The 22,075-nt window shown below is 37.7% G+C and carries 22 protein-coding genes and 1 pseudogene; 18 read left to right on the top strand and 5 right to left on the bottom strand.

Features of this window, described 5'->3' with window-relative positions; genetic code table 11:
• Positions 1-58: 58 nt before the first annotated feature.
• Positions 59-661 (bottom strand): 30S ribosomal protein S4, encoded by a 603-nt coding sequence (rpsD, locus tag J7E66_RS14360; protein WP_088089267.1) that lies wholly within the window; start codon positions 659-661, stop codon positions 59-61.
• A gap of 391 nt (positions 662-1,052) precedes the next feature.
• Here rpsD and J7E66_RS14355 point away from each other — a divergent pair, with 391 nt between their 5' ends.
• Both J7E66_RS14355 and megL read left to right on the top strand, forming a co-directional pair.
• Complete coding sequence (locus J7E66_RS14355) at positions 1,053-2,483, top strand: sensor domain-containing diguanylate cyclase (protein ID WP_251032921.1); 1,431 nt, start codon at positions 1,053-1,055, stop codon at positions 2,481-2,483.
• 91 nt (positions 2,484-2,574) lie between these two features.
• A complete protein-coding gene (megL, locus tag J7E66_RS14350) occupies positions 2,575-3,759 on the top strand; it encodes a methionine gamma-lyase (protein ID WP_214732631.1) in 1,185 nt (394 codons plus the stop codon).
• Positions 3,760-3,797: 38 nt separating this feature from the next.
• On the opposite strand, the gene J7E66_RS14345 is transcribed toward megL, so the two are convergent.
• Positions 3,798-4,280 (bottom strand): GAF domain-containing protein, encoded by a 483-nt coding sequence (locus J7E66_RS14345; protein WP_215001095.1) that lies wholly within the window; start codon positions 4,278-4,280, stop codon positions 3,798-3,800.
• Positions 4,281-4,437: 157 nt separating this feature from the next.
• On the opposite strand from J7E66_RS14345, the gene refZ reads away from it, so the two are divergent.
• The 7 genes from refZ to rarD all read left to right on the top strand — a co-directional run bounded on the left by refZ (position 4,438) and on the right by rarD (position 12,586).
• Entirely contained in the window at positions 4,438-5,070 is a 633-nt protein-coding gene (refZ, locus tag J7E66_RS14340) for a forespore capture DNA-binding protein RefZ (RefSeq protein WP_088089263.1), read from the top strand.
• A gap of 247 nt (positions 5,071-5,317) precedes the next feature.
• A complete protein-coding gene (gene ezrA / locus J7E66_RS14335) occupies positions 5,318-7,006 on the top strand; it encodes a septation ring formation regulator EzrA (protein ID WP_215001094.1) in 1,689 nt (562 codons plus the stop codon).
• Positions 7,007-7,112: 106 nt separating this feature from the next.
• A complete protein-coding gene (locus tag J7E66_RS14330) occupies positions 7,113-8,255 on the top strand; it encodes a cysteine desulfurase family protein (RefSeq protein WP_215001092.1) in 1,143 nt (380 codons plus the stop codon).
• Positions 8,256-9,461 carry a tRNA uracil 4-sulfurtransferase ThiI gene (thiI, locus tag J7E66_RS14325; protein WP_215001090.1) on the top strand — a complete coding sequence of 402 codons (1,206 nt, stop codon included), beginning with the start codon at positions 8,256-8,258 and terminating at the stop codon, positions 9,459-9,461. It abuts the gene before it with no gap.
• Positions 9,462-9,561: 100 nt separating this feature from the next.
• On the top strand, positions 9,562-9,768 hold the full coding sequence (locus J7E66_RS14320) for an alpha/beta-type small acid-soluble spore protein (RefSeq protein WP_088089259.1): 207 nt from the start codon (positions 9,562-9,564) through the stop codon (positions 9,766-9,768).
• 167 nt (positions 9,769-9,935) lie between these two features.
• On the top strand, positions 9,936-11,522 hold the full coding sequence (gene mbcS, locus J7E66_RS14315) for an acyl-CoA synthetase MbcS (RefSeq protein ID WP_215001088.1): 1,587 nt from the start codon (positions 9,936-9,938) through the stop codon (positions 11,520-11,522).
• Between the two features lie 131 nt (positions 11,523-11,653).
• Positions 11,654-12,586, top strand: coding sequence for an EamA family transporter RarD (gene rarD, locus J7E66_RS14310; protein ID WP_215001086.1), 933 nt, complete (start codon positions 11,654-11,656; stop codon positions 12,584-12,586).
• A gap of 87 nt (positions 12,587-12,673) precedes the next feature.
• On the opposite strand, the pseudogene J7E66_RS14305 reads toward rarD, so the two are convergent.
• Positions 12,674-13,476, bottom strand: a pseudogene (locus tag J7E66_RS14305) (NAD kinase).
• Positions 13,477-13,643: 167 nt separating this feature from the next.
• Between J7E66_RS14305 and sppA the strand changes: the two are divergent.
• From sppA to J7E66_RS14260, 9 genes are all read left to right on the top strand, one after another.
• Positions 13,644-14,654 (top strand): signal peptide peptidase SppA, encoded by a 1,011-nt coding sequence (gene sppA, locus J7E66_RS14300; RefSeq protein ID WP_215001085.1) that lies wholly within the window; start codon positions 13,644-13,646, stop codon positions 14,652-14,654.
• Positions 14,655-14,666: 12 nt separating this feature from the next.
• Positions 14,667-15,134 carry an RDD family protein gene (locus J7E66_RS14295; protein WP_215001083.1) on the top strand — a complete coding sequence of 156 codons (468 nt, stop codon included), beginning with the start codon at positions 14,667-14,669 and terminating at the stop codon, positions 15,132-15,134.
• A 103-nt stretch (positions 15,135-15,237) separates the two neighbouring features.
• Positions 15,238-15,909 carry a DUF2953 domain-containing protein gene (locus J7E66_RS14290; RefSeq protein WP_251032919.1) on the top strand — a complete coding sequence of 224 codons (672 nt, stop codon included), beginning with the start codon at positions 15,238-15,240 and terminating at the stop codon, positions 15,907-15,909.
• Between the two features lie 17 nt (positions 15,910-15,926).
• Positions 15,927-16,421, top strand: coding sequence for a GerW family sporulation protein (gene ytfJ, locus J7E66_RS14285; protein WP_215001079.1), 495 nt, complete (start codon positions 15,927-15,929; stop codon positions 16,419-16,421).
• Between the two features lie 193 nt (positions 16,422-16,614).
• Entirely contained in the window at positions 16,615-17,115 is a 501-nt protein-coding gene (gene tpx / locus J7E66_RS14280; RefSeq protein WP_215001077.1) for a thiol peroxidase, read from the top strand.
• 109 nt (positions 17,116-17,224) lie between these two features.
• A complete protein-coding gene (locus J7E66_RS14275; protein ID WP_215001076.1) occupies positions 17,225-18,208 on the top strand; it encodes a class I SAM-dependent methyltransferase in 984 nt (327 codons plus the stop codon).
• A gap of 244 nt (positions 18,209-18,452) precedes the next feature.
• On the top strand, positions 18,453-19,646 hold the full coding sequence (locus J7E66_RS14270) for an acetate kinase (RefSeq protein ID WP_215001074.1): 1,194 nt from the start codon (positions 18,453-18,455) through the stop codon (positions 19,644-19,646).
• A 104-nt stretch (positions 19,647-19,750) separates the two neighbouring features.
• Positions 19,751-20,593, top strand: coding sequence for an EcsC family protein (locus J7E66_RS14265; RefSeq protein WP_215001072.1), 843 nt, complete (start codon positions 19,751-19,753; stop codon positions 20,591-20,593).
• Positions 20,590-21,102 (top strand): MogA/MoaB family molybdenum cofactor biosynthesis protein, encoded by a 513-nt coding sequence (locus tag J7E66_RS14260; RefSeq protein ID WP_215001070.1) that lies wholly within the window; start codon positions 20,590-20,592, stop codon positions 21,100-21,102. Before J7E66_RS14265 ends, J7E66_RS14260 begins: the two co-directional genes overlap by 4 nt.
• Positions 21,103-21,139: 37 nt before the next feature.
• Here the strand turns inward: J7E66_RS14260 and J7E66_RS14255 are convergent, their stop codons facing one another.
• Both J7E66_RS14255 and J7E66_RS14250 read right to left on the bottom strand, forming a co-directional pair.
• On the bottom strand, positions 21,140-21,454 hold the full coding sequence (locus tag J7E66_RS14255) for a DUF4391 domain-containing protein (RefSeq protein ID WP_215001068.1): 315 nt from the start codon (positions 21,452-21,454) through the stop codon (positions 21,140-21,142).
• A 141-nt stretch (positions 21,455-21,595) separates the two neighbouring features.
• Positions 21,596-22,051 carry a universal stress protein gene (locus tag J7E66_RS14250; protein ID WP_215001221.1) on the bottom strand — a complete coding sequence of 152 codons (456 nt, stop codon included), beginning with the start codon at positions 22,049-22,051 and terminating at the stop codon, positions 21,596-21,598.
• Positions 22,052-22,075 lie beyond the last annotated feature (24 nt).

Genomic DNA, 22,075 nt, shown 5'->3' with positions numbered 1-22,075 from the left:
GCGCTGATATAACGCTGTTTCTAGGGTTTTTGTGATTGCTATTTAATAAGCAAATCAATTAACGTGAGTAGAACTCGACGATAAGAGTTTCGTTGATTTCAGCAGGTAATTCAGAACGCTCTGGTAAGCGAGTGAAAGTACCTTCTAATTTGTCCGCATCAAATGTTAAGAAATCAGGAACGAAGTTATTAACTTCGACAGCTTCTTTTACAACATCAAGATTGCGAGATTTTTCGCGTAGGCTGATTGTTTGACCAGCTTTTAAGCGGTATGATGGGATATCTACACGAGCGCCATCAACTAAGATGTGGCCATGGTTTACTAATTGACGAGCTGCACGACGAGTGCGAGCAAGACCTAAACGGTAAACAACGTTGTCAAGACGTGATTCAAGAAGAATCATGAAGTTTTCACCGTGTACGCCGCTTAATTTGCCAGCTCTATCAAAAAGATTACGGAATTGACGCTCAGTTACGCCATACATATGACGAAGCTTTTGCTTCTCTTGTAATTGTAATCCGTATTCAGAAAGCTTTTTGCGTTGGTTTGGACCATGTTGTCCAGGAGCGTACGGACGCTTTTCTAATTCTTTACCTGTGCCGCTTAGAGAGATTCCAAGACGACGGGAAATTTTCCAGCTAGAGCCAGTATAACGAGCCATGAATGACTCCTCCTTAGTGTTTTTATTTTGGTAAAATAAAAACCGTTATGAGACGCTTTAAAGCCATTTTATTTTCATGCACCTTCGCCCTAGCAGCTAAGGGTTACAAGATACACCATCATTTAAAGGCAATCTACCTTTAAGAGGAATAAAATGAGACGAATAAAGTTTTCACATAGGCTGCAATATTTTACACAAGGAGTATTATATAATTTTTATTCCTGTAAAGTCAAGAATATTTTTTGGGGATGATGATACAGGAGAAAATTATCGGAAAGATTATTTTAATAAAGTTAATAAATTATACAAATAACTGTCGCCAAAGTGTCTGAAAATTAACTATAATTAGGGTACTATGTATATATCTGGAATTAGATCGGGTGAAACCTATATGGATATTCTCGAATGTGATTTACACATGCAAGTTAATAGATATAAACAATTAATACAAATTACAGAAAAACTTCATTCGTTCCTTGATGTGAATTTCATCTTGGGAGAATTATGCGTAGCGCTTAAGGAAGTGTACCCTGACTACTCATTTTCCTTATTGCTTTCACAGGATACTCAAAGCCACAGCGACCTTCCGATTATTGAGCGTGAATATGATAGTGAAAATATTGCTGCTATCAATGCTTATGCAACCGGGGAGATTCAATTTGAATATTCCCCCCCTGATAAACATGCACTTATTTATGCCCCATTAAAAGGGAAGAAGGTAACCTATGGAGTCTTGCAGATAATTGCAGCAGATACGACTGAATTTACGGCATATGAGGTGGAGTTTCTTACATTATTGGCAGATTCTGCGGGAGGTTCTTTGGAGAATGCCCACCTCTATCAACAGTCAAAGAGGGAAATCTCCAACTTACAATTAATCAACGAAACTTCCCATTGTTTAAATTCTAACCTACGCATGGTTGATACGATGACATATATGTCAGAACAAATCATCACTTCCATTGATGCACAAGAAGTTGGCTTTTTCTTATTCTCAAATGAACAAGCAAATGTAAAAATACTCCCAGGTTCCACTTCATACTTTTACACTAAACAGGCCCGACTCTACATTGATTATATAAAGGAAAAGATCGAAAAGGAAAAAAATCCTTTATTTATAGGAGATATCAATCTCCAAAACATAAAAAGTATGACAAGCTTTCATTCGATTCTTGCGATTCCGATGATTCAGAGCGAAAAATTAAAAGGTTTCTCCATTGTGATGCATCAAAAGCCTTATTTCTTTTCCTTTGACACATTTAAGCTCCTGCAGTCACTAGTTCATCATTCATCGCTAGCGCTTACCAATTCAATGCTCAGAGAAGAGTTAGAGCATATGGTAATCACAGACCACCTTACAAAGCTCCATTCCCGCAAATTTTTGGATGAAAAAATCCAGTGGTCAATGAAAGAGAGTGAAGAAGGTACCTTTATTCTTCTCGATATTGATAATTTTAAAGAATTAAATGATACATACGGCCATCAGGTTGGAGATAAAGTTCTGGTTCAGGTTGCAAACCTTATTAAACGAAATATTCGCGGGCAAGATATAGGCGCCCGCTGGGGTGGGGAAGAACTCGCCCTTTATCTTCCTGGTGTCCCTTTAGAAAGAGGAGCAGCCATCGCTGAAAGATTAGTTAAAAAGGTATCCGAATGCTCCGACCCGCATATTACAGTGTCCTGTGGTGTTTCTTATTGGCATAAGGAACGGATCGATGCCTATAATTTCTTATTTAAACGAGCAGATGAAGCTTTGTATATTGCTAAAGGAACTGGGAAGAACAAAGTGGTCATTCAAGGAAACAATATAATGGTTAGTTAGGACATTCATTTATGAATTCTCTAACGATATTCCCCCAATCAACATAATATATTATAAGTATGAAAACGTTTTCAAACAGGAGGAATCCAAAATGGGGAAAAAGAAATCACGGTTTGAAACGGAAGTTATTCATTCAGGCTACCGGCCAGACGAACATCAAGACAGTTTAGTTCCCCCGTTATATCAAACATCTACCTTTACATTTACCAGTGCGGAACAAGGGGAAAGAAGGTTTGCTGGGCAAGAAGAGGGATTTATTTATTCACGCTTGGGAAATCCAACGGTGAAAATACTGGAAGAACGGATGGCAGTCCTTGAACAAGGTGAGGCAGGCTTGGCTTTTTCGTCAGGAATGGCGGCCGTGAGTGCAGTGCTAGTGGCCTTAACAAAAACAGGTGATCATATCCTTTGTTCACAAGGAGTATACGGCTGTACCTTCGGATTGTTGGAACTATTAAAAGGGAAATATGGGATTGAACACGACTTTTCATTAATGGAATCGGCAGAAGCATTAGATCAAGAAATCCTCCCTAATACGGCTTGTATCTATATTGAAACGCCAATAAACCCTACAATGAAGCTGGTAGATTTGGAATTGGTGGCGAGGGTGGCAAATAAAAAAGGGATTCCCGTTGTTGTGGATAACACATTTTGTTCCCCATATATACAAACTCCTCTTACTCTCGGATGCAATGTTGTCATTCATAGTGCAACAAAATATATCTGTGGACATGGCGATGTTATAGCGGGTCTTGTCATTGGGGAGAAGGAGTTTATTAGGCAGGTGTCACGGACGACCCAAAAAGATATTGGGGGGATTATCTCGCCTTTTGATGCATGGCTGTTGTTAAGGGGGATTAAAACACTTCCAGTGCGCATGGACCGCCATTGTGAAAATGCCCAGAGGTTATTTGAATTTATGAAAAGTCATCCGAAAATTGAATCAGTGTATTTCCCTGGCGATCCAGAACACCAAGATTATTCGATCGCGAAAAAACAAATGAAACAATCAGGCGGTCTCATATCATTCACGATAAAGGGATCCAAGGAATCGGCACAACAGTTTATGAATCAATTACAATTAATAAAAATTGCGGTAAGTCTTGGAGACGCAGAAACATTGATTCAGCATCCTGCAACGATGACCCATGCCGTGGTTCCAGAGGAGGAACGAAAAAAAATGGGGATTGAAGATAACTTGCTGCGTCTATCTGTTGGTTTAGAAGCATGGGAGGACATTCAAGAAGACCTGGATCAGGCACTGGAAAGGATTTAAAGAGAAAAAGCACAGAGAGAATTTCTCTGTGCTATTTTCTATATATGTTCAACTAGAATTGCAACAAATTCTTCCAACATTTGTTGATCAAGTGCATCAAAACGATTTTTTTCAGGTGAATCAATATCCAAAACTCCAATTAGCTGCTCATTTTTAATGAGAGGGATAACAATCTCGGATTGGGAGGCTGCATCACAAGCAATGTGGCCGGGAAACTGATGAACATCTGCTACAAGAACGGTCTCTTTTTTCAAAGCAGATGTCCCGCATACACCCTTACCCAAATGAATACGTACACATGCAGGAAGACCTTGGAATGGTCCTAATACTAGTTGTTGATTCGTATCCATTAAATAAAATCCGACCCAATTAATTCGGTCTAGAAATTGATTCAAAAGGGCACTGGCATTGCTGAGATTTGCAATCTGATTGTTCTCATCGTGAATAAGAGCATGCAGTTGTTTTTTAACAAGATTATAATTTTCCTCGCGGCTCGCAGTATACATTTCGACGTTAAACATGGTATTTCCCCTTTGTTTCAACAATTTTATTTATTATTTTATCAAATTTACAAGAAAATGAGCAGACTTTGTCGATTTTTTCATAAAGGAATCTGTGTTATAACAAAGAATTATAATGTAAGGGGATTTTTGGGTATACCAGAAGGGGGGACAATTTATGAAGAAAAATGCTAAAGAAGCAATTGTTAAGGCCGCTATAACATTGTTTAAGTCCAATGGATACTCTGGAACATCAATTCGGGATATCGCCCGACTGGCAAAAGTAAATACGGCAACGATTGCCTACCATTTCGAAAATAAACCAGGTCTGCTAGAATATTGCTTTACGCATTTTTTTGAACAGTATATTAGTAAAATGGAAGAAGCCTACGCATCGATAGACAAGGGAGCAAAGGAGTGTTTAAAGCGAATTGTCACTGATTTACTTCATTATCAATGTGAAAATAGTAAATTAGCCAGTCTTGTCTATCGGGAAATGTCCATGGATTCGCAAGTGGTTCGCGAAATCATGTCAACCTATTTACTTAAGGAAAAATACTATTTTCAATTAGTATTTGAGCGTGGTTTTGAATGGAATGAATTCCGCCCCCACTCGATTCCTTATTTAATTATTCAACTTAAAGGATTATTGATGATGCCATTTATGAATACACATTATATGAGGGAAGTCTTGTATGTCTTTCCAAATGAACCATTTTTTGAGCAGAAATATTTAAAGGATATTAATTTGTGGATTGATAAAACACTATGCTCGGATGTACCAATGAAAATGAGTGCAGTCATAAAATAGCGGCAATCGCTATTTTTTTTTAGTTAATAGGAAAGCATAAATTCAACTGCGCCTCATGAACCGTCCTATCAGACTCGCCAATTGGTGAGTTTTCATTTATTTTACAAAAAAATTGAAAATAATAGTCAAAAAATGTCGTTAACATGGTATCATAATAGCATTGAATCGAACATTAAGAGATTTTTTTATAATAGATGCATGAAAACTGGAATTTGAAAGAATGTTTTGGGAAATAGGGGGCTTACTTGTGAAATATTTCATTGGATTTTTTATCCTTTTACTAGCCTTATTTGTAATTGGGTATTTAATAAAGAAAAAGTACTTTAAGGAAATGGATCGATTGGAAGGATGGAAAATCGATTTAATGAATCGTCCAGTACTGGATGAAATGTCAAAAGTGAAGCTGCTTAATATGACAGGGCAAACTGAAGAACTATTCGAACGTTGGCGAAATCAATGGGACGATGTGGTAACGGTACAGCTGCCTGATTTAGAGGAAATGCTTTTTGATGCCGAAGAGTACATAGATAAGTACCGATTTAGCAAAGCGAAAGGTGTCCAGCAAGCTATTGGAGCAAAGTTACAAGAAACTGAGGATCAAATAAAAAGTATATTAGAAGAGTTACATGAATTGGTTGGCAGCGAGGAAAAGAACCGAGTTGAAATTGAAGAGCTAAAAGAGCAGTATCGGGAATCAAAAAAAATGCTGCTTGCCCATCGTCACAGCTTTGGCAGTTCAGAAAAGTGCTTAGAGGAACAACTCAACGGCGTTTCACTAAAATTTCAGGAATTTGATGAGAAAACTGAACATGGTAATTATCTTGAAGCCCGTGAAGTAGTTTTAATGATTCATAGTCAGCTTGGAATGATTAAAAAAGATATGGACTTGATTCCGCAGCTGTTAATTGAATGTCAATCACTTCTGCCAAATCAGCTTTCAGATATGCTTGACGGATACCGTGAAATGTCTGGTCAAGAATACTATTTAGAACATATTAATTTGGAAAAAGAAATCAAACGCTTAGAAGAGAAACTGGCTGAGAATCTAGAGCTTATCGAAGCAGCGAAGATTGATGAGGCAGTAGAATGTATAAAAGAAATAAAGGAAAGAATTGATGTCCTTTTCGATTTATTGGAAAAAGAAGTACACGCCAAGCATTTTGTCCAAAAAAATGAAAAAATAGCAAGTGAACTTCTCATTTCTGCCTATGAGGAAAATAGTCATCTTTCCAGTGAAGTCATTCATGTTCAAGAAAGTTATCAGCTATCTGAAGGTGACTTTGAAACTCAGCGACAGCTCGAAAAAGAACTTTCCATTGTTTATAAACATTTTGAGATTCTGATTGAAAAACTAAAGTTAAACGAAACAGCACAATCGGTGATTAGTAAAGAGTTAGCTCAAGTAAAAGAACAGTTGGATATCATTCGAGAAGGGCAGCAAGATTTTGCTTTAAAACTTCAAGCCCTTAGGAAAGATGAATTTGAAGCAAGAGAAAAGCTTAAAGAACTTACCAAGAAAGTTGGAGAGACGGTTCGTCTCGTCACTAAGAGTAATGTCCCTGGCTTACCAGAAGATTATAGGTATTTATTTGAGGATACAAATGAAAGTATTCAAAATGTGAGATACCAGCTTGAAGAAAAGCCACTTAACATTTCTGCTCTCAATCAATATTTAGAAATTGCTGTATTAACGGTGGAGAAACTTACCAATTCAACGATAGAACTGCTAGAAAATGTGATGTTAGCGGAAAAAGCCATTCAATATGGAAATCGTTATAAAAGCCAATATCCAAATGTAGCCAAAGGATTATTGGAAGCAGAAATGGCATTTAGACACTATGAATATCAAGAGGCTTTAGAACAAGCGGCTGCAACACTTGATGTTATTGACCCAGATGCATTGAAAAAAATAAAAGCCACATTTGTAACAGAATAAATAACAAAAAACCGATCAGTGCCATTTTCGCTGAATCGGTTTTTTGTTATTCTTTTTTTTGTCTTTATGATAAGATTTATTTTTGTAAGAGTTCGGAGGAGAAAAAATGATTTATTTTGATAATAGTGCAACGACAAAACCGTTTAAAGACGTTATAGATTCGTTTGTTACGGTGTCTAGTGAATATTATGGGAACCCATCCTCACTACACAGTATGGGGGGACTGGCAGAGAAGCTGCTATCCCAGGCGCGGGAACAAGTAAGCAAGCTCTTAAAAGTAAAGCCATCTGAAATTTATTTTACTTCCGGGGGAACGGAAGGTAATAATATAGCGATAAAAGGATCTGCTTTATTACATAAAAATAAAGGTCGGCACTTGATTACATCAAGTGTTGAACATCCATCAGTAAGAGCCGCAATGGAACAGCTTGAACAGGAGGGTTTTGAGATAACTTACTTGCCTGTTGACAGGTTTGGAAGAATTAATGTTTCGGATCTTGAAAAAGCGATAAGAAAAGATACCATTTTAATATCCATTATGCAGGTGAATAATGAAGTGGGGACGGTTCAGCCAATTAAAGAAATTGGAGACCTATTAAAAAAACATCCAACAATTTTATTTCATGTTGATGCAGTTCAAGGAATAGGAAAGATTCCCCTTTCTCTCTATAAAAACAGAGTGGATCTTTGTTCGATATCCGGTCATAAATTTCATGGTTTAAAAGGCACCGGTGCCCTTTTTATCCGTGAGGGTGTGAGACTTGCTCCATTATTTTCTGGCGGCAATCAGGAACGGAAGATTCGAAGCGGTACAGAAAATGTGGCAGGCGCCGTTTCGATGGCAAAGGCACTTAGGATGACATTAATGAAAGGCGAAGCAGAGATGGAACGAATGAAGAATATCCACAGCCTGCTCAGGAAGGGGTTAGCAGAAATAGAAGGTGTTCAAATTCATACACCTACTGAACATGCAGCACCCCATATTTTAAATTTCTCATTAAAGGGAATAAAATCAGAAGTATTCATTCATTCACTTGAGCGGAAAGGTATCTTTGTATCCACCACAAGTGCATGTTCCTCAAAAAAGAAATCACCAAGTAAAACGCTTCTCGCAATGGGCGTTCATGAAACGCAAGCTGAAAGTGCCATCCGGATTAGTCTCTCATTTGAGAATACCAGAGAAGAGGCAGTGACAGCTCTAGTTACATTTCAAGAATCCGCAAACCAATTACGAAAGGTTATGAAATAAATGGAATATGATCGTATACTCATTCGCTACGGTGAAATATCGACAAAAGGAAGAAATCGCAATCAATTTGTAGAAAAATTAAGAAAAAGTGTTAGAATTGCTCTTGCTCCCTTTCCAAAAATTAAAGTAGAAGCAAGCCGTGATCGGATGTATGTCTTATTAAATGGTGAAAGCAGCGAAGCAATTATTGGAAAATTGAAGAATATATTTGGTATCCAATCCTTTAGTCCGGCCATTAAGCTGGAAAGAGATATTGAGGTATTAAAACAGACTTCACTAGATATGATGCGCTCCCTATACAAGAAGGGTCAAACCTTCAAAATTACTCCGAAAAGATCTGATAAAACATTTGAGTTGGATACGGACGGAATTAACCACACCCTTGGCGGTCATTTGTTGCAACAAATCTCTGGACTCAAAGTGGATGTGAAAAATCCGGATATTAATTTACGGATTGAAGTCAGAAAGGAAGCCATTTACCTATCATGCGAAACCATACAGGGTGCCGGTGGACTACCGATTGGATCAAGTGGAAAAGCCATGCTCATGCTTTCAGGTGGAATTGACAGCCCTGTTGCCGGCTATATGGCAATGAAGAGGGGACTAGAAATCGAAGCGGTTCATTTTTTCAGCCCCCCATTTACAAGTGAAAGATCGAAGGAAAAGGTCATTGACCTTTCAAAAAAACTGGCTGAAATATATGGATCGATGACCTTGCATATTGTCCCGTTTACTGATATTCAGCAAACAATTCGCGAACAAGTACCTGAAAATTATTCGATGACATCTACGAGAAGGATGATGCTTCGAATCACGGATGAGATTAGGAAAAAACATGAAGGTCTTGCTATAATTACCGGTGAAAGCCTGGGGCAGGTTGCGAGCCAGACGCTTGAGAGTATGTACGCAATCAATGATGTAACAAATACGCCTCTTTTGAGGCCATTGATTACGATGGATAAAACGGATATCATTAAAATCGCAATTGAAATTGATACACTAGAAATTTCGAATAGGCCGTTTGAGGATTGCTGTACCATCTTTGTCCCAGCTTCTCCAAAAACAAAGCCAAAAAGGGAAAAGGTTCAGCATTATGAAAGCTTCTTTGATTTCGAGCCACTCATTCATGAAGCGGTGCAAGAGACAGAGACACTTGTAATTAAGCCTGATGACAAGCAGCACTCAGAATTTAGTGAATTATTTTAAAAAGGTAAAATTAGAATATTTTGTGAACAATTACCAATTGTAAAATAGAATGAAGCTTTTAAGTTCTACACATTCTATACTCACAAGGAGGTGATATCACATGGCAAACAACAACAACTCAAATCAATTATTGGTTCCTGGTGTTGAACAAGCTCTAAGCCAAATGAAATATGAAATTGCTTCTGAATTTGGTGTAAATCTTGGAGCTGATACTACTTCACGTGCCAACGGATCTGTTGGTGGTGAAATCACAAAGCGTCTAGTAGCAATGGCTGAATCTCAATTAGGCGGCGGATTCTCTCGTTAATAAAAAATAAATACGATGGCTACAGAGAGCGTGGGGCTTCCCCCGCTCTCTTTTTTATGCTCAAGATAGTGAAATATGTTTTTAAAATAAAAACAATTTAAAATTTTTAAATAATTTTGTATAATTAATTTGGTGGGATAAATACGAAAAAGTTAAGGGGGAGAAGTATGAAGCGGGAAGATTTAATTGCGCCAGAAAAGTATAATCTTGTTTCTGAAATGGAGCGTTTTGCCAAAGAACCGAACAGAGTCGCATTGAAGTGGGAGAATGAGACTGGAGAGACAAAACAAGTTACATATCAGCAATTAATGAAGAAGGTTAACCAAGCGGGGAATGTTTTCGCCAAGAATGGTTTAAACAGGGGTGACGTAGTCCTTGTTATCGTGCCCCGTCTGATTGAAGCATATGTTGTTTATTTAGCGGCATTAAAAGCTGGAATGGTTGTCATTCCAAGCTCTGAAATGTTAAAGGAAAAAGACTTGAAGTATCGTATTACACACGGTGATGTTAAGGGAATCATTAGTTATTATCCATTCGTTGATCAATTTAAAAATATATCGGCACCACAAGCTTTGGTTAAATTTACTATCGGAGGGTCTGAAGATGGCTGGGTTCATTTGGACGAAGAGATGAAAGCTGCATCAGAAGAATTGGTTCTCGCAGATACGTTTAGAGACGATATGGCATTTTTGTCCTATACCTCCGGCACAACAGGGAATCCTAAAGGTGTTGTTCATACGCACGGCTGGGCCTATGCTCATTTAAAAACAGCTGCATCAAAGTGGCTTTGCATTGAAGACGGTGATACGGTTTGGGCAACTGCAGGTCCAGGCTGGCAAAAATGGATTTGGAGTCCCTTCCTATCGGTACTTGGCTCAGGAGGAACAGGATTAGTCTACAACGGACAATTTGATCCGAAAAAATATTTGAGCCTTCTTCAAAAATATGATGTCAATGTCCTTTGTTGTACACCTACCGAATATCGATTAATGGCGAAGGTAGATAATTTAGCTGATTATCAATTGCCAAATCTTCATAGTGCGGTTTCAGCAGGTGAACCTTTAAATAGAGAGGTTATTGATACGTTTAGAAAGCATTTTAATATTGATGTCCGTGACGGTTATGGACAAACCGAAAATACCTTGCTAGTAGGGGTTACAAAAGGGATGGAATTGAAGTCTGGATCCATGGGCAAGCCGACACCTGGAAATAGAGTTGAAATCATTAACGAAGAAGGCCAAGTTTGTGCTGTCGGAGAAGTGGGCGATATTGCCGTCCATGTAGAAACTCCAGCTCTTTTCAAAAATTATTATAAAGATCCAGAAAGAACGGCAATGCAGTTCCGAGGTGACTATTATGTAACAGGCGATAAAGCCAAAATGGATCAAGATGGCTATTTCTGGTTTGAAGGCCGCGGTGATGATATTATCATTAGCTCGGGCTATACAATTGGACCATTTGAAGTGGAGGATGCGCTCGTTAAACATCCATTTGTAAAGGAATGTGCCGTCGTGGCAAGCCCGGATGAAATTCGTGGCTTTATTGTCAAAGCATTTGTGGTCTTACAAGAGGATATTGATTCAACGGACCCAGAATTAACAAAGAACTTGCAGGAGCATGTCAAAACACTTACAGCTCCATATAAGTACCCTAGAAAAATAGAATATTTGAGTGAACTTCCAAAAACAACCTCAGGGAAAATCCGTCGAATTGAACTCCGCAAAAAGGAACTCGAGGCGGCTAAACAAGTTTAGTTTAATATTTCAAGGAAGCAGGCGGAATTCCGTCTGCTTTTTATTGGAAGCAAAAAATTCCCCATTTCACGATGTTTCGAGTTATAATAGAAATTATTTCGAAACTAGAAAGAATAGGGGCTCGAAAACAGATGAAAAAGACTGAAACGCAAAAAGGAGTCATTTATGCCGGCTTTTCTTACTTGCTGTGGGGATTATTGCCGATTTATTGGAAGCTTTTAGACAATGTTAATGCAAAGGAAATTTTAGCGAGCCGTGTTTTATGGTCGTTTATTTTTATGATCATCATTCTCTTCCTAACAAAAAAATTAGGACTATTTCTCCAAACCATTAAAGGGTTTACTAAGAATAAAAAACAAATGTATGCCCTGACGATTGCCTCCTTATTAATAAGTGTGAATTGGTTCATTTATATTTGGGCGGTTAATAGTGGTCATATGATTGAAGCTAGCCTTGGATATTATATCAATCCATTAATTAGTATTTTATTAGGAATGATTGTTCTTAAGGAAAAATTAACTATTTATCAATACGTCTCTTTCATTTTAGCTGCAATAGGGGTATTGATTATTTCTATTTCGCATGGGCAGTTTCCGTGGATTGCCATTTCTTTGGCCCTATCCTTTGGAGTGTATGGTTTAGCGAAAAAGTTAATAAACGTTGATTCTGCAGTCGGATTAACATTAGAAACACTTGTTGTTACACCTGTTGCCGCCATTTATATTGGTTACTTATTTATGAATGGATCCAATTCCTTTATAACATCAGGGATCCAAACCGATCTGCTTTTAATCGGTGCAGGAGTTGCAACAGCAGTGCCGCTTCTATATTTTGCAAAAGGAGCACAAAAAATTCCCTTATCTTTATTAGGATTTCTCCAATATATTGCACCTACATTAACCTTATTATTAGGGGTATTTATCTATCATGAACATTTTTCAAAAATACAACTTCTATCCTTTATGTTCATCTGGTCTGCGTTAACAATTTATTCCCTTTCAAAAACAAAACTATTGTCTCCACAATGGTTACATTTGCGAAAAGAAAAGAGCACGAGCATATAAGCAAAAACCTTATCCCTTTAATAGGATAAGGTTTTTCTATTCTTAAGAAAAACTTATTACTTCGCTAAACGGGCGCTTCCGCTTTTTTTATAAAAAAGTCCGTTTCACTTTTTCCCAGAAGGAGTTGTCCTTAAGCTTTAGTGTTTTTAACTTTTTATCACTTATTCTTATGCTGATTTTCTCAACGGACGAATACTTAATGCTTCATTATCCATCCCCATGGTAGGATAATCATTGCCTTCGGATATTACATTGAATGTAAGTGTTCGTTCACTTCCAACAATAAAGGAGGAATCTAGTGTTCGGTAAAGATTTGTATTTAGGGATGCTACTTCACTCACCTGCATGCAGGGGATAAGAGGGTCAACAATCGAACCCTTCACCGATTTATTATAAGCAGTACTTCCGGTTGGTGTCGCAACAATCAACCCATCCCCGCGAAAGGTTTCTAAATGGAGCTTATTAATAAAGACATCTACAACTAGTGTTTTTATGATCGAAGAACGTATGCTGAATTCGTTTAAACAAGTAAAAGTACCCTGACCATCAACGGATACGTCAATTAATGGATAACGACGGACTTTTAAATTTTCATTTGTAATAATAGCGTCAATCATTTTTGAAATATCATTAATTCGGAAATCACAATACATATTCAAGCTATCTTTAGTTGAAATCCCCATGTAAAGGCAATCATCACGGAAGCCGGTTTTCCTGACGGCTTGTAGAAATGTTCCGTCATCTCCAACACTGGCAATGATATTAGCATTTCGGTAATCAGTGACAATCGTAAAACCATAACGGTCGGCCACATCAAAAAGAGGAGCGATTTTTGAAAGCATATCCTCATCCCGTTTATGATAAAAGTAAATATTGCGCCTGTTTTCCATTTTATGTACCCCCTGGAAAAAGATGAGATAATTGTAACATGATTACCCACCCCAAAAATAATCTTTGCTAAAATAATGTTAGTCTGAAATTAGTTTAGCATTTTATTGAAACAATATAAAAGCAGGATAACTTTTAGACTAAAAGAAAAAGGGGGACTTACTTATCTATGAATGGAAAACGGTGGGCTGCTTTAGGGATTGCGGCAGCGTTATTTTTTGTTTCTGTGGTAATTAATTTTTTATCAGCTACTACTTTTAAAGGGATTCAAACTGATTTTACCGACTTTATGGCATCAGCTGAGCAACCTTTTACAGAAGAGGTTGTCAATGAAGGGAACGAATTAAAGAAAATTGTGATTCTCGATGTCAATGGTGTCATACAGGACACTGGTGAAACTGGTTCCTTCCTACAAAGTGCAGGCTACAATCATCAGGATTTTATGAAAAAGTTAAACTATATAAAAAAAGATGATTCTGTAAAAGGGATAATAATAAAGGTCAACTCACCAGGCGGTGGTGTCGTTGAAAGTGCAGAAATTCACGATAGACTCGTTGAAATTCAAAAAAACAGTAAAAAACCAGTCTATATCTCGATGGGTTCAATGGCAGCATCAGGAGGATATTATATTTCAACTGCAGCAAAAAAGATCTATGCAAGTCCTGAGACGATGACGGGCAGCCTTGGGGTTATTATGGAAGGCATCAATTATGAAGGTCTTGCCGATAAGTATGGGGTAGATTTTGTCACCATAAAAAGTGGCAAGCATAAGGACATTATGAGCCCAACAAGAAAAATGACAGATGAAGAACGGCAAATATTACAGTCGATGATCAATAATTCCTATGAAGGATTTGTCAAAGTGATTTCAGAAGGGCGTAACTTGCCCATCGCCCAGGTGAAAAAAATTGCTGACGGCCGTGTTTACGATGGAAGACAAGCGAAGGATTTACACCTAATCGATGGGTTCGGCTACTTAGACGATGTAGTGAATCTTATGAAAAAACAAGAAAAGCTCAAAGGGGCGCAGGTGGTTCGTTATTCAGATTCTCTTGGTTTGGGTTCCTTATTTACTATGCAGGCAAAGAAATTAATGGGTGAAAACGTTGAAATGGCTGGATTAATGCAAATACTTTCGAAGCCGAATTCTCCACGTCTCATGTATCTGTATGCAGAATAGGGGGGCTAATTAATGGAAATAAATGAATATCAAGAAACCACGACTGACAGAAAGGAAAATTATACCGTTCGTTATGCGGGCTTCTGGATGCGCTTTTGGGCGTATCTGCTTGATTTAGTGGTTGTGGGAAGCATTATTCGGCTGCTAATTAAACCTATATTTCGATTATTGGATATTCCTTTATCAGAAACCAATATGTTTGCGCCAGTCTCCATTTCATCGGCGGTCATCTTTTATTTATATTTCGTCTTGATGACAAAATATCTTAATCAAACCCTTGGGAAAATGGTGTTTGGATTGAAGGTAGTCGATTTAAAGAATGATCAATTGACCTGGGGAACCATACTCTTTCGTGAATGGATCGGCCGATTTATATCAGCAACGATTATCTTCGGATATATCATAGTCGCTTTTTTACCAAAAAAACAGGGCTTGCATGATCTCTTCACTGACACAACAGTTATCCATGTGGAACGGTGAAAATAAACCTATCAACAATTGTTGGTAGGTTTATTTTTTTATATAAAAGCAAATACTACCCGCTGAAAGGTTGTGATTGAAATTGTTTTGGGTGCTCCTGATTTTGTCCATTCTATTGCTCTTATTCATTCTCATTCTTTTTACTAAATTAACAATCCTTATTAATTATTATCATCATAATGACAATGACGATCTAAAGATAAAATTAAAGATTTGGTTCGGGTTAATAAAATATACAATAAAAGTTCCGTTAATAAAAGTGGATGATAATTCTCCTAGCATAGTTGTAGAAAGTAATACTAAAATGGGAGATTCCGCACGAGAATCAACTAAACAAGACACGAATCATATTACAACAGATGAGGTGGAGACTAATGCATCAAATGCCAAAAAATTATTCAATCATGTGTTCGGATTACATCGTATTGTCAGGAAGTTTTTTCGGAAGGTCACAATGAAAGGCTTAGAATGGAATACGCTGATTGGTCTCGGAGATGCGGCGCACACTGGGACAATAACCGGAGCAATATGGGCCTTTAAGGGGAGCATCATAGGGCTTCTCAGTCATTATTTCAAACTTAAAGAAATGCCCAAAATATCGGTTACCCCACACTTTCAAGCTGCCGTAATTCAAACAAGATTTACATGTATTATTCAGTTTCGTATCGGGTATGCTATTCTAGCAGGATTAAAACTGTTTAGATTCTGGAAGGGCGGACTTCCGCACTTTAAAAAGAAAACTAATTTTGCAAATGATAAAACAAAATCCGTTTGAAAAAGGAGGAAACAGCCGTGTCTGACCACCCAATTCAAGGTTTGATGACAACTGCAATGGAAAGTTTGAAAGAAATGATTGACGTTAATACGATTATAGGGGACCCAGTTGAGACCCCAGACGGCAGTGTTATTTTGACAGTATCGAAAGTAGGCTTTGGATTTGCTGCAGGTGGTAGTGAATTTAAGCTCCAAGGGTCTCAAAGTCAAGGTCAAGGACAAGGAAAAGAACAAGGTCAAGGACAAAGTCAAGGTTCATCCCATCCATTTGGGGGAGGGAGCGGGGGCGGTGTTTCTATTACCCCAATTGCTTTTTTAATTGTCAACTCTCATGGAGTAAAAATGCTGCATTTAGATGAAAGCACCCATTTGTATGAGAAAATACTTGAACTTGCTCCTTCAGCGATTGATAAAGTTCAGCAAATGTTCTCAAAAAAGGACCAAGGGCAACAGCAAAATAGTTCGCAAGGATCTAAAAACGAGCATAAACCAAAAGAAGAGCTTGAATTATAGTAGGAAAGGTTAATCTTCCAAAAGACTAGGAAGATTAACTTTTTTCATGTCGCTAAACGGGGCGCTAGCAATTTTCATAAGTCTAAATAATTGCAAAATAGATATTGAAAAGATATATTTACACTGTACATATTTGAAGTGAAGTGGTTTACAACAATCGCTTGAACTTGGATACGACAAAGGAGGATGTATTATGGCAAATGTAACATTTAAAGGAAACCCAATTACTCTATTAGGCAATGAAGTAAAGGTAGGGGACAAAGCACCTAACTTCACAGTCCTAGCGAATGACTTATCAGCAGTAACATTAGAGAATACAAAGGGTCAAGTGCGTTTAATTACTTCCGTCCCATCTTTGGATACGGGTGTGTGTGATGCAGAAACACGCCGGTTTAATGAAGAAGCAAATAGCTTAGGCAACGTGAAAATTTTAACTGTAAGCATGGACTTACCATTTGCACAAAAGCGCTGGTGTGCTGCAAGCGGAATAGAAAACGTTCAAACGTTATCTGATCACCGTGACCTTTCTTTTGGAGAAGCATATGGGGTTGCTATCCAAGAATTAAGACTATTGGCTCGTGCTGTATTTGTTGTTGATTCAAGTGATACAGTGACATATGTTGAGTATGTTAGTGAAGCAACAAACCACCCTAACTACGAAGCAGCAATTGAAGCTGCAAAGGCTGCAAAATAGTAAAGCAGAAGGCCTCGGTATTACGAGGCCTTTTTGTTTGGTTAAAACTTGTATAAAATAGCTATACTCGATTAAAATGGATAAGGAATTTAAAGAGGGAGGGGAAAAGATGAACGTTTCTCCAGTAGAACAACTTTTTACGTTATTTAATGAAACAGCACTTCTTTTACAGGAAGAACTTAATTGTACATATTTAGAGGCACTTGCAGAAACTGGCGAGAATTTATTTCATGGCTCTATCCTTCAGGCTGAGGTCAGCGAACTAACAGAAAAAAGGATTAAGAAACAATATGAACAGATCAATTTAAACAAATTTTCAAACGAAGAACTTCGAAAGGCATATCAGCTTGTCATTTTAAAAGGGATGAAAGAAAGTGTTCAGCCTAACCATCAAATGACACCTGATACAGTGGGGATGCTTGTCGGTTATTTAGTAAATAGATTTATGAAACAGTCAACATTCCGCTTGCTTGACCCAGCAGTAGGAACCGGTAATTTGTTAACAACTGTATTAAATCACCTGCAAAAAAAAGTAGATTCTGTCGGTGTGGAGATTGATGACCTGTTAATTAAGCTTGCCTATGTTAATGCAAATTTACAAGAGCACCCTATTCAACTCTTCAATCAAGACAGCCTTGAGCCACTGCTTATCGACCCCGTAGATGCGGTCATCGGTGATTTACCTGTTGGGTATTATCCGAATGATGTCAGAGCAGCGGAGTATCAAGTAAAGGCAGATGAGGGACATACCTATTCCCATCATTTATTCATTGAGCAAAGTGTCATGTATACAGCACCTGGTGGGTATTTATTCTTTATTATTCCTAATGGTTTATTTGAAAGTGAACAAGCCTCTCAACTAAGTGAATTCTTTAAAGAGCATGTCATTGTGCAAGGATTGTTACAATTACCCACGAGCATGTTTAATAATAAAAATACAGCTAAGAGTATCATTATCCTCCAAAAAAAGGGTTTAGGCGTGCAACCGCCAAAGCAGGCATTACTTGTCGATTTGCCTAGCCTTTCGAATGCAGTAGAAATGGATAAAATACTATCTAAAATGGAAAAATGGTTCCAAGAGAACAAAGGATGAACAGGGTTTAAACCCTGCTCATTCTTTTTTTCTGAGTGTTATAAATCTTATAAAATTACCGAAATATGTGAATATATTAACATTCGTAATGTAAACGTTGCCATGCGAATTATACCTTGAAATATAATATACACAATGATTAAATGAGGAAGGAAATAATCAAGAGCGGTTTGAGCAAAATAATGTTGTACTAACAAAAATTACTCCAAACCAGTGTTGTTATATAAAAGGAGCGGTAACAAAAATGGCAAAAATTATTGCAATTAATGCAGGAAGCTCTTCCTTGAAGTTTCAATTGTTTGAAATGCCAAGCGAAGATGTTATTACAAAAGGATTAATTGAAAGAATCGGATTGAATGATTCGATTTTTAATATTACAGTAAATGGAGAGAAAATCCAAGAAATCAGTGATATTCCTGATCATGAAGTCGCGGTTAAAATGCTTTTGGATAAACTAACCACTTTAGGGATTATCAAATCACTTGATGAGATTGTTGGAATGGGACACCGAGTAGTCCATGGTGGTGAAACATTTAATGACTCAGTGCTTATCACAGATGAAGTATTAAAGAAAATTGATGAATTATCAGAACTTGCACCTTTGCATAACCCAGCAAATCTTACAGGAATTAAAGCTTTCATGAGTGTGCTCCCAAATGTTCCTGCGGTAGCTGTTTTTGATACGGCTTTCCACCAAACGATGCCAGAAAGTTCTTACCTGTATAGCCTGCCAATGGAGTATTACGAAAAGTATGGCATTCGTAAGTATGGCTTTCATGGAACATCACATAAATATGTTTCACAACGTGCTGCAGAGTTACTAGGTCGACCCGTAGAACAACTTCGCCTTATTTCGTGTCATTTAGGGAATGGAGCAAGTATTGCTGCGATTGAAAGCGGTATGTCGATTGATACATCTATGGGCTTCACACCACTTGCAGGGGTAACGATGGGAACTCGCTCAGGTAATATTGACCCTGCACTCATTCCTTATATTATGGAGAAAACAAATAAAACAGCGGATGAAGTCCTTGATGTTTTGAATAAAAAGAGTGGTATGCTCGCTATGTCAGGCTTCTCTAGTGATTTAAGGGATATTGAAATTGAAGCAAAAAAGGGTAATGACCGCGCTCAACTTGCTCTAGATGTATTTGCAAACCGTATCCATAAATACATTGGTTCCTATGCTTCAAGAATGAATGGTGTAGATGCAATTATTTTCACAGCTGGTATCGGTGAAAATAGTGATACGATTAGGGAGAAAATCTTAAGAGGCCTTGAATTTATGGGTGTTTATTGGGACCCTGCTTTGAACAAAGTGAGAGGCGAAGAAACATTCATCAACTATCCACACTCACCAGTTAAAGTATTAATTATACCGACTAATGAAGAAGTAATGATTGCTAGAGACGTCGTTCGCTTAGCAAATACTCTTTAATAAACAGAAGGCAAAAGCTAATTTAATGGCTTTTGCCTTTTTATCCTTTTATTTCATTGTGATATACTGGAAATAGAAAGCCTTGCTGTGGAGGGGAATCGATCATGCCATTAACAGACCGTGAAGTAAAGGTCTTGAATGAAATACAGGATTGGGAAAGAAATTTACGTGAATTTGAGCCCAATGATTTCCAATTAACTTATGAAAAATATCTGCAACAATCATTCTTATTATTACCCAAAAAGGTTCAACGGCATTTCTTTACTGTTATTGATAGTTGGCTGTTTCATTTACATAGTATGATACAAGGCTCGCAGCTACAGATGGATGCAAAGGAGAGAATTCTTTCTGCGGGGCGGATATTTCATAAAGACTTAGAAAAAGTAGAAGACTTACGCCAATTAAAAATTGAGCAATTACAATACATTGCAGAGCAGCAAATTGCGAGGCATCGTCTATACTCTTTTGCTCAAGGTGGTTTAGCTGGGACTGGTGGTCCACTTCTTCTAAGCACAGACATACCAGCAATAGCCGTTATTAATTTAAGGGCCGTCCAATTAATTGCAATGACCTATGGGATTGAGGTTAATACCCCGTTTGAAATGATGACCTCTCTGAAGGTGTTTCATACGGCAACATTGCCGCCAAGGCTTCAACTAGAGGGATGGACCTTGTTGATGGATGAATTGGAGAATCGGGATGACTATTATTTTTATAAAGGAAATGAAGAAATTATTGATATTACATGGATTGAACAACCAGTACAGCAACTATTGAAAGCGTTGGTTATTACATTGTTCCGAAAAAAGGTGATACAAGGTATCCCGCTTGTCAGTATGGCGATTGGTGCAGGCGCCAATTATCAGTTAACGAGAAAGGTAACTGATTTAGCGCATAAATATTATCAACTTCGTTACCTAAAAGAAAAAGAGGAGTATATTGGATGAGTACTCATGAACATAAAAAGGAAGCCCCAAAAACGGTAAATTGTAAAGTAATCACCGTTAGTGATACAAGAAATAGCGAAACAGACAAAAGTGGTAAACTGATGATGGAACTGCTTGAACAAGCAGGTCACAAAATTATAGATTACGTGATAGTAAAAGATGAGGCCGCACCAATTCATGATGAATTAGTAAAGGGCTGTTCAAGAGAAGAAATTGATGTCATTTTAACAAATGGCGGCACAGGGATTGCAAAGCGAGACGTAACGATAGAAACTGTCCAAAATTTACTAGATAAAGAAATTGTTGGATTTGGAGAATTGTTCAGGATGTTGAGCTATCAAGACGATATTGGCAGCGCTGCAATTCTTTCAAGGGCCATTGCGGGGGTGATAAAAAATAAAGCTGTATTCTCCACCCCAGGCTCTACTGGTGCAGTGAAACTAGCGATGAATAAATTAATTTTACCTGAACTTGGCCATGTAGTGAGAGAAATACAAAAAGACCTTTAATAGAGAAAACTCCCTTTTTCGATGGAAAGGGAGTTTTTTATTGATGGACTTTTGTTGAAAGAACTTCGTTTGCTCGGTACCATAGCCATAAATCATTAATAATCGAAGCTAGTTCCGCAATTTCGGTGTTCAGTTGACAGGAGCGAGGGAAATTACTTTCATTCGAAAGAAGTGCTTGTTTCTGATTAATTTGATTTTCTAGTTCTCCAATCCGGTCCGGGATAGAGCCGCGAACTTGTTCCCAATATAAGAGAATCTCTTCCTGTGTTTCTATGCAGTAATCAGCCAATTCCATTGTTAAATCGGGGAGCTGGATACCAAGACGATCATCAAATGAAAAATATTCTTTCATATAGTTGCCTCCAATCTATTTATTAGTATTTTATTATACTATACATGTATAAACCATTCTCTACAAACCTATTTTTAAGGTCAATTTAGTGTATAAAAAAGCACGAAGCATCATGGCTGCGTGCTTTTGAAAATTTCATATTTATTCGGAATCTTTGTCTGTGCGTACGACGAGAACGTCACAAGCTGCATATCGGGTGATATGTTCAGAAACACTGCCGATAAAGAACCTTTCCACTACATTTAATCTAGTAGCACCGCAGAGAATTAAATCAACATTGTGCTTTTTAGCCAAATCTCTAGGAATTCTTATTTTAGGAGAGCCGTAGTCTATTTCATATTGCACTTTTGTTAATCCTGCATCCTCCGCTTGTTTTAGATAATTTTCAAGCATATCTTTTGCAAGCTTATCTGCCCGATCACCAATAACTGTATCGTAAGCCTCAATTAAAGCAAACGTCCTAGTGTCAATAACATGGACTAATAATAGGGTGGCGTCATTTCTTTTGGCAATTTCAATGCCCTTTTTAAAAGCCCAATCTGCTTCTTTTGATCCATCAATAGCGACTAAAATATTCTGATATTTAAGTCCCGTGATTTATCATCTCCTTACTTAAATTAT

This window comes from Bacillus sp. ISL-7, assembly GCF_018613065.1.
This window is presented reverse-complemented; position numbering and strand designations above follow the sequence as displayed.